The following is a 13,910-nucleotide window of genomic DNA, read 5'->3' on the forward strand; positions in this document are numbered from 1 at the left end:
GGTATCCCTCAGGCGGCGTCGACCTTCGGCCGGCTGCGGGCGAAGCTTTCGGCGTCGGGTTCGGTCGGCGCCGAGGTATCGCCCGAAGCCAGCGCCCGCAAAATCGCGTGACGCAGATTTTCAAGCTTGCGCTCGTTCTGAACCTTCAGACCGAAAACATCCTTGATATAGAAAACGTCGATCGCGCGGACGCCGTAGGTGCTGACATGGGCGGAAGCGATCTGCATGCCCTGCCCGGTGATCGCCGCCGTCACATCATGCAGCAGCCCGGGCCGATCGCGCCCATTCACCTCCACCACCGTATGGGTATTGGAGGCGTGATTATCGATGACAACGCGCGGCGGCACATGGATCGCGCGCATGCGCTGGCCCAGCAGCGCGTCCGACAGGCCGCGGATCTCATTTTCCATGCGCAGGCTACCGGCCAGCGCTTGTTCGATGAGCACGGACAGGCGGGCCAGGCGTTGGGGCGAGGCAAAGATGCCGCCATTCGCGTCCTGGATCCAGAAGGTATCCAGCGCCATGCCGTTGGTCAGCGTATGGATGCGCGCGTCGACGATGGACGCGCCGGCAATGGCGAGCGCTCCGGCAATCCGGCTAAACAGACCGGCATGGTCGGCCGCATAGACGGTGACTTCTGTCACCGCGCGATTGTGCAGCACTTCATGCTGGACGCTGAGCGGCGCCTGCCGGTGGCTGGCGTCACGGATGACGCGACCGTGACGCTCATGCGTCGCGGGATCGAAGCTCAGCCAATAGGCCGGATAGCCGAGATCGAGGAAGCTCGCGATATCCTCGGCCGTCCAATCGCTCAGCCGCTCGGCGGCAGCCTCCTTGGCGCGGGCCACGCGCACGTCCCGCTCGGTCGTGGCCAGACCGCCGGCCAGCACTTCCGCGACGCGGGTATAAAGCTCGCGCAGCAGCGTCGCCTTCCAGCCGTTCCAGACTTTGGGCGAAACCGCGCGCATATCGGCGACGGTCAGGACAAGGAGCAGCTTGAGACGTTCCGGCGACTGCACGGTATCGACAAGATCCAGAATGGTCTTGGGATCGTCGATATCGCGCTTGAAGGCGGTCTGGCTGAGCAGCAGGTGATGCAGCACCAGCCAGGAGACCATTTCGGTCTCCTCCGCCGACAGGCCCAGCATGGGACAGATATTGAGGGCGATTTCCGCGCCCAGCACCGAATGATCGCCGCCACGACCCTTGGCGATGTCATGCAGCAGCACGGCGGTATAAAGCGCGCGGCGGGATTGCAGGTGATCGACAAGGCTGGACGCGACGGGGGCTGCTTCCGTCAGTTCACCGCGTTCCAGAGAGGCGACGACACGCAGGGCCTCGATCGTATGCTCATCGACCGTGAAGACATGGTAAGTGTCGAACTGCATCTGGCCGACGATGCGCGCCCAGTCCGGCACGAGACGGCTGAGAATCCCGGTCTCGTTCATCAGCGACAGCCAGCGCGCCCCGTCCGACCGTCCGGTCTCACCGTCCTTGCCGCACAGCAGATCCATGAAGATCGCCATGGCCTGCGGATCGCGCCGCAGCTGGATGGTGGTCCGCTCGTTACGGATCATGGAACGCAGCGCCAGCGGATGGATGCGCAAATGCCGGTCACGCGCGAATTGCATGATCTTGAGCATGATGATCGGCGTTTTGGCGGCCGCATCGATATCGGTGCAGAGAAGCTGCCCGTCGGCCAGGATCACGCCTGCCTGCAGCAGAATCTGGTCGGTGGGTGCCACCACGGCCGGTGACCCACGGGCGACGCGGACGAGTTCCGGCTCCAGCACATGGGTGAGACGCGCGACGTCGCGGGCGGTCAGGAAGTAGTGGCGCATGAAGCGCTCCACACCGTCCTGAACGCCGTGCCGCGTATAGCCCATGCGCGCACCGACGATGGGCTGCAGATCGAAGGTCAACCGTTCTTCCGGGCGCCCAGCGACGTAATGAAGATGGAAACGGACGGTCCAGAGGAAATCCTGCGCACGGCGGAAGTGGCGCGCTTCCCGCAAGGTGAGCATGGGACCGTAGGGGCCATCGATCGACAGCAGATCGTCGACGTCAGCGATGTCATAGACGTAATTGGCGACCCAATGGAGGTAGTGCAGGTCGCGCATCGCGCCCCGGCCTTCCTTGACATTCGGCTCGACCAGGAAGGGGCTGTCACCGTAGCGGCGATGCCGGGCAGCGCGTTCCGCCTGCTTCACGCGAATGAACTCGGCCGCACCCAATTCCACGCATTGCGCGCGGAAGCGACGGCGGAATTCCTCGAACAGGGGCATTTCGCCGACCAGACAGCGGGCGTCGAGCAGCGTGGTACGCACCGTCGCGTCGCTCCGCGCCTCGGTCAGGCATTCCTCGACCGACCGGGTAGCGTGACCGACCTTCAGACCCAGATCCCACAGGAAATAGAGCATGAACTCAACCGAAGCGAGGGTCTCTTCGGAAGGGTCAGCCTCGGTCAGGAACAGCAGATCGATATCGGAAAAAGGCGCCAGATAGCCGCGTCCATAGCCGCCGGTGGCCACGACCGTCATGCGGTCGGGCGCGTTCGGCCGGGCCACCGAACCGGTATAGTCCATCAGCGCGATGACGACCGCGTCCATATGGTTGGCGAGTGCCGCCGCCGCCGTCAGGCCGGATAGTTCATCGCGCTCGAAGGCGAGCTGAAGCTGATGCTGGGTCCGGGACAGATGACGACGAAAGGCCGCCAGCGCCGCTTCGCGCGAAATGCTGCCGTCAGCGGCCGCGATTTCGGACAGGGCGTCGGTCAGGGTGGAGCTGGAAACGGTGTTATCGATGGACATTGTCACGATGCTAGAGAATCCGCGGCTGAGGCACCAGAAGCCAAATCCTTTAGGCGAAACAGCCAATCCAAAGCCTGGCGTGCGGTCAGCTGCTCAGGATCGATCTCGGCCAGCGCCTGACGCAGAAGATCCGCCTCAGGCTCCACGGCCAAGTCTGAACCGGGGGTGGCATCATGTTGCTGTTGCACCGCCGCAAACAAGGGCAATTCGGCAGATTGCGTCAGCGGACCTGCTTTTTCGAGACTGGCGAGCAAGGCGCCCGCCCGCTTGACGACCGGCGCCGGCACGCCCGCGAGGGCCGCCACATGCACGCCCCAGCTTCGCCCTGCTGCCCCTTTGGTGACTTCGTGCAGGAAAATGACGCTGCCCTTCCAATCCTTCACCCGCATGGTCGCAGGCTGCACTTGGGGCATTATGCCTGACAATCGGGCCAATTCATGGAAATGCGTGGCAAAGATCGCACGGCAGCGCACCGTATTGTGCAATGCCTCCAGGACTGCCCAAGCAATAGCCAGCCCGTCGAGCGTCGCGGTACCGCGGCCGATCTCATCCACCACGACCAGGCTGCGCGGACCGCCCTGGTGCAGAATGGCCGCCGTTTCCGTCATCTCGACCATGAAGGTCGACCGGCCACGGGCAAGATCGTCCGAGGCCCCGACGCGCGAGAACAAGCGATCGACCAGACCGATGGTGGCAGCGGCCGCCGGTACCGGCAGCCCAGCCTGGGCCAGGATGACGATCAAGGCATTCTGCCGCAGGAAAGTCGATTTACCGGCCATATTCGGGCCGGTCAGCAGCATCAGCCGCTGACCGGGCGAGAGCGCGCAATCATTGGGCACGAAGGGATTGCGCCCGGCGAGCGCTGCCTCGACCACTGGATGGCGACCGGCCTCGATCTGGAATTCCTCGCCCTCGGTCATCAAGGGACGCGACCAGCCCGTCTGCTCAGCAAGGCGCGCGGCGGCCTGCATTACGTCGAGCAAGGCCAGCGCCGCAGCACAGTCTGAAATGGCGTCGCGCGCCTGCATGACCGTCTCGACCAGACCGTCGAAGACGATCCGCTCCCGCGCGCCCGCGCGTTCGGCGGCGGCCGCGATTTTCTGATCGAGTTCGGACAGTTCGGTGCTGGTGAAGCGTGCGCCGGAAGCCAAACCCTGGCGCAACACAAGCTCGGGCCTGTCGCGCAGCTTTTCGGAAGCCGTGGCCGGCACCTCGATCACATAGCCGAGCTGGGCGTGATGCTTGATCTTGAGATTGGGGACGCCGTAGCGCTCCGCATAGTCCAGCTGAACGCGCGCGAGGATCTGTCGCTGCTCGTCGCGCAGGCTGCGTTCCTCATCAAGCGCCGCATCGAAACCGGGCGCTATGGCACGGCCGTCTTCCAACCGCACCGGCACCGGGTCCGTGAAGGCACCGACAAGGTATTGCCCGAGGTCAGGCAGCGCGCCCAGCGCCTGCCGTGCCGATTGCAGGATCGACGGCAGTTCGTCGGACATCAAAGCGCCGAGATTGGCCGCGACCGTCAGCCCTTGCCCGATCGCCGCGACATCGCGCGGACCCGCCTGGCCCAGCGCGACCCGGGCAAGCGCGCGGGCGAGATCAGGGGCCGCGCGCAGGCCGAGCCGCAATTCATCCGAGAGCGCGGTATGGGACAGCAGAAAATCCCAGCCGTCCTGGCGCGCGACGATCCCGCCGAGATCGGCGAGTGGCGCATGCAGCCAGGCGCCGAGCAGGCGGCTGCCGCCGGGTGTGCTTGTCCGCCGGATGGAAGCGAGCAACGTATGCTGGCTGCGATCACCCGCCCGCGTCTCGGTAATATCGAGGCTCACGCGTGTCGCCGCATCCATCGCCAGCACGCCGCGCTCCCCCTGCGGAGCAGGATGTGCCAAATGCGGCTGACGCCCGGCCTGAGTGAGGCGCAGATAGTCCAGCGCCATGGCGGCGGCCATCGCTTCCAGATCGGTGAAATTGCCGAAGGCATCGAGACTGGCGACATTGAAAGCCTGGGCCAGACGGGCGCGGGCATCCTCGGCCCGCGGCGGGGCGGGCGGCCAGTCGACACCGCGCTTGTCTTCCCAAGCGCCGAGCGGAATGGCGGCATCGGCCAGAATTTCAGCCGGAGCCAGACGGCCGAGTAGCGAGGCGAGATCGGCGCGCGATACCTGAGCCGTTTCGAACTGACCTGTCGAGATATCGAGCCAGGCCGCACCGATGAAAGCCGGCGCCTTTTCACGGCCGCGCGGTTTTTCGGCCTCGACCAGCGCCAGCAAAAGATTAGGCTGAGCCGCTTCCAGCAGCGCGTCTTCGGTCAGCGTGCCGGGGGTGATGATGCGTATCACTTCGCGCCGCAGCGGGGCCTTGCCGACACGTTTCTTGGGATCTTCCGTCTGCTCGGCCAAGGCAACGCGGAAACCGCGCCGGATCAGCCTGGCGAGATAGGCATCGCGCGCGTGGACGGGCACACCGCACATCGGGATGGGCTGGCCGCCATGCTCCCCACGCGCCGTCAGCGCGATATCGAGCGCCGCCGCGGCCGCCTGCGCATCGGCGAAAAACAGCTCATAGAAATCGCCCATCCGAAAAAAGAGCAAGGCATTGGGATGGTCCGCCTTCATGGCGAACCATTGGGCCATCGAAGGGGTCGCGCCGGCGGCACTCGGTATCTGCATAGATACTCTGTAGCCAGCCTGTCCTTATGGCGGAAGAGCTCTGGCAGGGACCTAGCCTTGCCCAAGGCTGCAGCGAGGACCGGGTAGCCAACACAGCTCGTTTGGCGCACAAAAGCAAAGGGCAAAAATTAAAAAACAAAACTGCAATGCGCCCGCAGCAATTCTTGCATTAATTCCAGCAACGACTAGTACATTTTTCTTCCATGCTGACAAAAATAAAAATTATAGGGCAATTGCTCGCGCGTGGATCATCCAAATTGATTAGTTTGTTATAAAAACCTTGAAACTTTTAGAATTTACCATAATTTTAAATCGAATACGAAACATAATATTGTCGGCCTTTAGAAAAAAGTTAGAGTATGGCTAATGAACATGTATTTATTATCTCACCTCAACTAGCCAGACATCTATCCCCCTCCCTTTAAGCTAAGGCGAAGACGCAAGATGGGCGCGAGCTTTTGCGGTGGCACGCGAATACTGACAACACGCGGGCGGGTCCGGGTCGAAAAACTGCGCCTGACCGACCAGGTTCTGACGTTGCAGCACGGCATCCTGCCGATCCGCTGGATCGGCCAGCGCGTCTATGGCCGGCACTTTGCTCGCCTCAGCCCGAACAGCATTCCCGTTAAAATCCAAGCACATGCGATCGATGATGGGGTGCCGTCGCGCGACCTTTTTCTGTCGCCGCTGCATAATCTGTTTATCGACGGCATCCTGGTCCCGGCCGAGACCCTGCTGAACGGCAGCACCATCACCCGCTGCGAGGAGATGGACCCGATCGCCTACTACAATATCGAAATGCCGGTTCACGCCGTGGTGCTGGCCGAAGATATGCCCGCAGAGAGCTATATCGACCGTGGCGACCGCGCGATGTTCATGAATTCAACCTCCTCCGGCGTCAGGGATGAGATGCCCAGCCAAGGCTGGAAAACCTGTGCGCCCATCCTTCAGTCTGGCCCTTTGGTTGACCGTATCCGCGCGCGCATCGCGCTGCGCGCCGGCATAACGGAGCCCGAAATTATGGAACGCCCGCAAGGCGGACCTTTGTCGGGCAAGGTGGAATGGGTCGATCGGGCGGTCTTGTCCGGCTGGGCTTGGCTGCCCGATCACCCTGATGTGCCGGTCGTGCTGGAGGTGATGGACAAGGGGACGATCGTCGCCGTTACGGTCGCGGACCAGTTTCGCAGCGATCTGCGACGCGCCGGTATCGGCAACGGCCATCATGCCTTTCATGTGGAGTTGCCTCGGCCACTCGATCCGCGCGAGCCGCACGAGTTGACAGTGCGACGTGCGGCTGATGGGAAAACCCTCAATGGTTGCCCGTTCAGCTTCTCCGCAATTGCGCCGTCCAGCGCGCTGACCGATCTCGATCTTGCCGCCATGATCGAAGAGGCCGATCTGCCCGAGACGTTGCGTGTGTTGGAATGGCTGGAACGCCAAGCCGTGAAACTGCATGCGCGCATGGTCGCGATAGACCCCGCAAATTCCACGACCGCGCCCGAGACCGTGATAACCCGTAACCGCCCTGGCCCGCGTCCCCGTCCGGTGCCTCGGCTGAGCGGCTCCAAACTCGCCCGTATGTAACGGCCACACGGTCGCCAGCGCTGTCACGCTGGGCTATGCATCGTGAGCCGGACAACAACCGGTTTGCATTGAGGCAGGGTGAGACAATGGCAGGTATCCCGACTTTCGCGACCGGTCCCGGTTTTCTCGGACGCAGCATCGCGGGCGTGGGGCCCAGCTTTACGGTCGCTGGCATTCCGCTCGATATCGGCGTCACCAATCGCGCCGGCGCGCGCTCCGGCCCGGGCGCCATCCGCCAGGCAAGCCGCATGCTGGTGGACGGTGAGCATCCTTATTTTTGGACCGATGTGAATGCCATGCCCATCGCTGATCTGGGCGAGTTTGAGATCGCACTCGGCGACCTGCCGAAAAGCCTGGCGCTGATCGAAAAGCAGGCGGCCGATATTCCGCATCTTCTCGCCATGGGCGGTGAGCACGGCATCACGCTGCCGCTGCTGCGCGCATTGCGCAAGCGCCTCGGCGAGCCGCTCAGCCTCATCCATTTCGACGCCCATGTTGATACCTGGGACGATAATTTTGGCCAGGTCTATGGCCATGGCTCGGTCTTCTACCACGCCATCAACGAGGGTCTGGTCGATCCGCATCGGATGATCCAGATCGGCATCCGCTCCCCGGTCCAGCGCGATGTCTGGGATTGGACGATCGGTCAGGGTGTCACCATCCTCTCCGCCCAGGATGTGCATGAGATGGGGGTCGCGGCGGTCGCGAAGCGGGCCATCGCGGTCGCAGGCCAAGACCGTCCCACCTATCTGACCTATGACGTCGATTGCCTGGACCCGGCCTTCGCCCCTGGCACTGGCACGCCGGAGATCGGCGGTCTCGCCTCCTGGCAGACCCAGGCCATCATCCGCCGCTTCACCGAAATCTTCTTCGTCGGCATGGATGTGGTCGAGGTTCTGCCCGCCCATGACGTGAGCGAGATCACCGCCCTCGCGGCCGCGACCGTGATGTGGGAATACCTCGCCCTTCTTGGCCGCGCGCAGGCCTGAGCGCGCATCATGCTCAATCTGCTGACCGATATTCCCGGGCTGATCGTCGGTCACGCGACCGACCTCGCCCTTGGCTCAGGCGTGACGGCCATCCTGTTCGACGAGCCCGCAACCGCGTCCGTCAGCATTCTGGGCGGCGCGCCCGGCAGCCGGGATACGGCGCTGCTGGAGCCTGAGATGACGGCCCTCAGGGTCGACGGTTTCGCGCTTGGCGGCGGATCCTGCTTCGGGCTTGATGCGGCCGGCGGTGTGCAAGCCTGGGCGCGGGAGCAGAAGCGGGGCGCCGTCTTCGGCGGCGTACAAGTGCCCGTGATCCCGCAGGCGATCGTCTTCGATCTCACCAATGGCGGCAACAAGGATTGGGGCCGGTTTTCGCCCTATCGCGAGATGGGCTATGCGGCGTGCGAGGCCGCGACCCGTGGCGCTTTCGCCCTTGGCACGGTCGGCGGTGGCACGGGTGCCACGACACCGCTCGTCAAAGGCGGCCTTGGCTCGGCCAGCGCCGAGACCCGCGCCGGTTACCGGGTCGCTGCCATCACGATCGCCAATCCGGTCGGCAATCCGCTGGTGGGCAAAGGCCCGCATTTCTGGGCCGCCCCTTTCGAACAAGGGGATGAATTCGGGGCACAGGGTTTTCCGGCCCATCCGCTTTCGGTCGAAGATCTGAAACTGCGGGCCAAGGGTATTCAGGACGAGGTCGATCCACCGACCGCGACCAGCATCGGGCTCATCGTGACGGACGCCCCGCTGTCCAAGGCGCAGGCCAAGCGGCTAGCGATCGCGGCGCAGGACGGCTTGGCCCGTGCGGTTCACGGCGCTCACTTGCCCTTCGACGGGGATACGATGTTCGCGGCCGCCACCGGACAAGGCGAAGCGGTGACGCCGCAGGTGCTGACCTTGCTATGCCATGCCGCCATGATGGTGACCGCCCGGTCCATCGCCCGCGGCGTGTACCAGGCGACCGCCCTGCCCTATCCTGGTGCCCTGCCGAGTTGGCGCGACCTGTTCAGGTAATCGCCTCGTATTCGGCGGCGAAGGAAATCAACCGCGCTTCCTTCCACAGGCGCCCCACGAACAGCAGGCCGAAACCGGCGCCGGAGGGGTAAAGCCCCGCCGGCACGGTGATTGCCGGCAATCCAGCGATATTGATCTCAGAGACCGCCGTTTCCAGGATCGGTTCAGGCGCATGGAGCAGCGGCGGCTCGGCTTGCGTTTGCGGCATGACCATCGCATCCAGCCGATGCGCGGCCATGACCTGCTTAAAGATCTGCAGATATTGCTCGCGGATCGCGAGGAAACGCGTGAGCGGCGGCGGGTCGCGATAATTCGCGACCAGATGCCGGAAATCCTCCAACTCCCACAGATAGCCGAGCGGGCCGGACGGATCGAAAGGATCGACGCCGGTGACGCGCTTCAGGCTCTCCAGCGAATTGATCGGGCTGTCGGGTCCGAAACCCGCCAGGTAGCGGTCGAGGTCATAGACGACCGATTCCTCGCCGCGCGGATCATAGGGCAGCGCGCTGACGAAATGCGCGAGATCGGCAAAGCCTGACCCCGCGAAAGGATCTTCGATGAGCTCCGCGCCGAGGGCCTTCAGCCCTTCGCAGGCGGTACGGAACAAAGCGTCGCTGGCAGGCGACAGAGTCGCATGGCGCCAGCCCGGCCCATAGAGGCCAAGCCGCTTGCCCTGCAGCGCGCCGGGTCGGATGGCGGCAGCATAGCCGCCCAGCGGCCGCCGCCCGATACCGGCGACGGTCTTCGGGTCCTCCGGCGTGTAACCCGCCAGCACATCCAGCGCGATCGCGGCACCCCGCACGGTCTGCGCCACCGGCCCCACGACATCGCGCGTGCTGTTCGCCAGCGGCATGATGCCGGAATTGGGCACCAGGCCGAAGGTCGGCTTGATCCCGACCAGCCCCTGGGCTGCAGCTGGGTTCTGGATCGACCCGCCGGTCTCCTCGGCGAGGCCGATCGCGGCATAGCCGGCAGCGACGCCGGTCGCCGACCCCGTGCTGCTGCCGCCGGGCGCACGCTCGGGCGCGATCGCGTTGAGCGTCGGACCCGCCCAACTGTCATTGGCATTGGTGCCACTGGCACTCATGACCGGGACATTGGTCTTGCCGAGCAGCAGGGCGCCCGCCGCGCGCATGCGCGCCACGACCGCACTATCACGCCGCGGGATGAGATCGATCCCGCCGGCCCGGACCGAGAGTTTGGACCAGCCGCCGGTCGTCGGCAGCCCGGCCATATCCATCGTGTCCTTGACCAGGACCGGGATGCCGGCCAAGGGCCCCACGGCCTCCCCCGCCGCCCGCCTGCGATCGATCGCCCGCGCATCCTCCATCACGCCAGGATTGGGCGTGATGATGGCGTTGAGGGTCTGATCCTCGGCCGCGATGCGGGCGAGCGACAGCTCGGCCACCGCCTCCGCCGTCACATCTCCGCGCGCCAGCGCGGCGCCAAGCGTTCTCACGGTCCAAGGCGGGGTCATGCACGTCTCCGTCGTCTTAAATCCATGGCGTCGCGCAAGCCGTCGCCCAGCATGTTGAGGCCAAGGACCGCGACTGCAATCGCCATGCCCGGAAATAACGTCAAAAATGGCGCGGTGTAGATATAGGTCTGCCCCTCGTTCAGCATACGACCCCAGCTGGGCGCGGGCGGCTGCGCGCCGAGGCCGACGAAGGACAGCCCGGCCTCGGCCAGAATGGCGAGCGAGAGCTGGATGGTGATCTGCACGGTCAGCACGCTGAGGATATTCGGCAGGATATGGACGCGGGTCACCGCGCCGCGACCACGGCCAAGGGCGCGGGCGGCACGGGCATAATCCTGCACCCAGATGACGCCGGCGGCGGTGCGGGTAACGCGCGCAAGCACCGGCGCGGTGAACACGCCGATCGCGATCATCACCGTATAGGCTCCCGGTCCACGCAAAGCCGTGATCATCACCGCCGTCAGCAGCGCCGGAAAAGCGAAAGTGAGGTCGGCGCCGCGCATCAGCAGCTCTTCCGTCCAGCCGCCGCGGGCGGCGGCCAGCAGCCCGGCCGGAATGCCGAGCGCCGCGCCGATGGCGACAGCGGCAAGCGAGACGATGATGGAGTTTTCGGCCCCCGCCATGATCATCGACAGCGTGTCCCGCCCGAACGCATCCGTGCCGAAGGGGTGCAGGCCCGAGGGCGCGGCCAGGCGATGCAGGATATCGATCGCGGTCGGCGCATAGGGTGTCCAGACCAGCGCCACCAGTGCGGTCAGAATAACAAGCACGGTAAGACCACCGCCGAGGAGAATGCGCAGATTGGTCAAGACCGGACCTTTGCCAATCTGGGGTCGATCACGGCGTTGAGCACATCGACCAGGAAATTGATCAGGATGACGAGGCCGGCGAAGAGAAGAACAAGGTCCTGCACCAGCACCAGATCACGCTGGCCGATGGCCTGGAACAGCAGCGAGCCGAGCCCAGGCAACGTGAACACGTTTTCGATGATGATTGTTCCAGCCAGCAGAAATGAGAATTGCAGACCCATCAGCGTGGTAACCGGGATCAGAGCATTGGGCACCGCATGCAGCCACAGGATAGCGCCTTCGCGCAGACCCTTGGCGCGCGCGGTGCGCAGATAATCCCGTAGCCCCACATCCAGCACAGCGCCGCGCGTGACGCGCGCCAGGATCGCTGCCTGCGGCACGGCGAGTGCGACGGTCGGCAGCACCAGCGCCTTCAGTGCCGCACCGGTGCCGTGCCACCAGCCGGGGAAGCCGCCCGCCGGAAACCACGTGACATGGACGGCGAAGATCAGAATGAGCAGCAAGGCGAGCCAGAAGTCCGGCACGGCGACGCCGATCTGGGTCGCCGCCATGATGCTGCCATCGACCGCCCCACGGCGGGAGGCCGCAAAAACGCCGATGGGAATGGCAAGCAGGGTCGCGAGAAGCATCGCGCCAATCGCGAGCGGGACAGTCACGGCGATGCGTTGCAGGATCAGCGTCGCGATCGATATGTCATAGGCCGTGCTGCGGCCGAAATGCCCGGTCAGCACGCCGCCGATCCAATGCAGGTAGCGCAGCCAGACCGGCAGATCGAGGCCGAGCTGGTGGCGCAGCGCCTTCAGCGTATCGGCCTGCGCATCCGGCCCCAGGATCACCAGCGCCGGATCGCCGGGCAGGATCTGCAGGACGACGAAGACGACGATGGAGGCGAAGAACAGTGCGGCGATCAGGGTGCCCAGCCGCCGCAGCAGAAAACCGCTCACTGCGCCCAGTACACCTGTGTCACGTCATCCGCCGGCATCGGATCGTTCGACCACATGCCTTTCAATTTCGCGTTCCAGATACCGATCTTGGGCAGGGCGAACAGGAATATATTCGGCTCATCCGCTGAAAGTTGACGTTGCAACTTCTCTACCAAAGCGGCCTGCTGCGTCGGATCCGTCGCTGCGATATATTGCGCGTAAAGCGCCTTATAGGCCGGGCTGTCGTAATTGAAGTAGTAATGCGGGCGGGCATAGATATCGAGATCGCGGGATTCGACATGCGCGATCACCGTTGCGTCGAAATCCGACTGGCTGAAAACCTGGCTCAGCCATTTCGCCCATTCGACGGATTCGAGTTTCACGTTGATGCCAACTTGCGAAAGATAGGCGGCAACCAACTGGCCGCTGCGCTGCGCGTAGCTCGGCGGCGGCATGGTGATGGTGAAGCTCATCCCTGGCTTGACGCCGGCTTCCTGCAGCAATTGCTTCGCCTTGGCGGGGTCGTAGGGATAAGCGCCGGACAGATCGACATAGTTCGGATCGCTCGGCGTGTAATGCGAGCCGATGACCTTGCCGTAACCGGAATAGGCGGCCTCGATGATCGCATTGCGGTCGATGGCATAGGCCAGCGCCTGCCGAAAACGGATGTCATTGAAAGGCTTGCGCGCATCGTTCAGCGCCAGGATGACCTTGCCTTCCGTGGTCCCGATATCGACGGTGAAACGCGGATCATGCTGGAATTTCACCACTGTCTCGGGCGCCGGAAAATCCGGATAGGCGTCGAGCGCGCCCGAGAGCAGAGCGGCCGTCGCCGCTGCCGGATCGGGGATGATGCGGAATGTCACGGCAGCGAGCTTGGGCGCTGGTCCCCAATAATGCGGGTTGCGAATCAGCTCGATCCGGTCGCCCGGCACCCAGCGGCTGAATTCAAACGGACCAGTGCCGACGGGATGCGTCTTGTTGGCGGCAGCCGATTTGGGCGCCACCATCACCGCGTCGCCCCAGGCCATATTGTAGAGAAAGGTCGAGGTCGGCTGCTTCAGCGTGATGACGGCCTGCAGCGGGCTCGGGCAATCGACCTTGGCGATCGGCGCGAATAATTGCTTCTGCGCATTGATGCTATCGGCCGCCATAGCGCGGCCATAGCTGAACTGGACGATGGAACAATCGAATTGCGTACCGTCCTGAAAGGTGACGCCGTTTTGCAGATCGAATGTATAGGTCAGCCCGTCGGGCGAGACGGTCCAGGACTTGGCCAGGCTGGGCACGACCTTGCCCGCCTCATCGATGCGCGTCAGGCCCTGAAAGATATTGTCATAGGTCACGTCACGAATGGCGCCGGCGGCACCAGCCGTCGGGTCCAGGCCCGGCGGCTCCAGCGCAATGCCGATCGTCAGGCTGTCGGGCGGTGCCGCCAGGGCCGGCACGGAGGCAAGACAGGTGCAAAGCCCCGCGAGCAGGGTTGAGGAACGCCAGAGGCTGGAAGTCTTCAACGGCCTGTCCTTCAGAGGTCTATGATGCGGCGCACACAGAAGATCATCGCCGCACGCCCTTGCCAAGGGCGTGCGGCGATGATCGTTCACCTGAAGCCGGCTGAGCCGCCCCTTCCGGCCG

General features: G+C 64.2%; 9 protein-coding genes. 3 read left to right on the forward strand and 6 right to left on the reverse strand.

Annotated elements, in window-relative coordinates:
• Nucleotides 1-8: 8 nt before the first annotated feature.
• Together ACELLULO517_RS02200 and mutS are read right to left on the reverse strand one after the other, a co-directional pair.
• Nucleotides 9-2,810: a [protein-PII] uridylyltransferase gene (locus ACELLULO517_RS02200; RefSeq protein WP_227305471.1), complete on the reverse strand. Its 2,802-nt coding sequence runs from the start codon at nucleotides 2,808-2,810 to the stop codon at nucleotides 9-11.
• 2 nt (nucleotides 2,811-2,812) lie between these two features.
• Nucleotides 2,813-5,479: a DNA mismatch repair protein MutS gene (mutS, locus tag ACELLULO517_RS02205; protein ID WP_227305472.1), complete on the reverse strand. Its 2,667-nt coding sequence runs from the start codon at nucleotides 5,477-5,479 to the stop codon at nucleotides 2,813-2,815.
• A gap of 444 nt (nucleotides 5,480-5,923) precedes the next feature.
• Between mutS and ACELLULO517_RS02210 the strand changes: the two genes are divergently transcribed.
• The 3 genes from ACELLULO517_RS02210 (at nucleotide 5,924) to ACELLULO517_RS02220 (ending at nucleotide 9,066) form a co-directional block, all read left to right on the forward strand.
• Nucleotides 5,924-7,063 (forward strand): Hint domain-containing protein, encoded by a 1,140-nt coding sequence (locus ACELLULO517_RS02210; RefSeq protein ID WP_227305473.1) that lies wholly within the window; start codon nucleotides 5,924-5,926, stop codon nucleotides 7,061-7,063.
• An 86-nt stretch (nucleotides 7,064-7,149) separates the two neighbouring features.
• Nucleotides 7,150-8,052, forward strand: coding sequence for an agmatinase (gene speB, locus ACELLULO517_RS02215; protein ID WP_227305474.1), 903 nt, complete (start codon nucleotides 7,150-7,152; stop codon nucleotides 8,050-8,052).
• 9 nt (nucleotides 8,053-8,061) lie between these two features.
• Nucleotides 8,062-9,066 (forward strand): P1 family peptidase, encoded by a 1,005-nt coding sequence (locus ACELLULO517_RS02220; protein WP_227305475.1) that lies wholly within the window; start codon nucleotides 8,062-8,064, stop codon nucleotides 9,064-9,066.
• Here the strand turns inward: ACELLULO517_RS02220 and ACELLULO517_RS02225 are convergent.
• The 4 genes from ACELLULO517_RS02225 to ACELLULO517_RS02240 are packed head-to-tail and all read right to left on the reverse strand — an operon-like array spanning nucleotide 9,059 to nucleotide 13,789.
• Nucleotides 9,059-10,543, reverse strand: coding sequence for an amidase (locus tag ACELLULO517_RS02225; protein WP_227305476.1), 1,485 nt, complete (start codon nucleotides 10,541-10,543; stop codon nucleotides 9,059-9,061). The genes ACELLULO517_RS02220 and ACELLULO517_RS02225 overlap by 8 nt on opposite strands.
• Entirely contained in the window at nucleotides 10,540-11,352 is an 813-nt protein-coding gene (locus tag ACELLULO517_RS02230; protein WP_227305477.1) for an ABC transporter permease, read from the reverse strand. The genes ACELLULO517_RS02225 and ACELLULO517_RS02230 overlap by 4 nt, the downstream gene beginning before the upstream one ends.
• Nucleotides 11,349-12,296, reverse strand: coding sequence for an ABC transporter permease (locus ACELLULO517_RS02235; RefSeq protein ID WP_227305478.1), 948 nt, complete (start codon nucleotides 12,294-12,296; stop codon nucleotides 11,349-11,351). The genes ACELLULO517_RS02230 and ACELLULO517_RS02235 overlap by 4 nt, the downstream gene beginning before the upstream one ends.
• The gene (locus ACELLULO517_RS02240; RefSeq protein WP_227305479.1) at nucleotides 12,293-13,789 is read right to left on the reverse strand and encodes an ABC transporter substrate-binding protein; all 1,497 of its coding nucleotides are present in this window, start codon (nucleotides 13,787-13,789) and stop codon (nucleotides 12,293-12,295) included. Before ACELLULO517_RS02240 ends, ACELLULO517_RS02235 begins: the two co-directional genes overlap by 4 nt.
• Nucleotides 13,790-13,910 lie beyond the last annotated feature (121 nt).

This window comes from Acidisoma cellulosilyticum, assembly GCF_020621385.1.
GTDB lineage: Bacteria > Pseudomonadota > Alphaproteobacteria > Acetobacterales > Acetobacteraceae > Acidisoma > Acidisoma cellulosilyticum.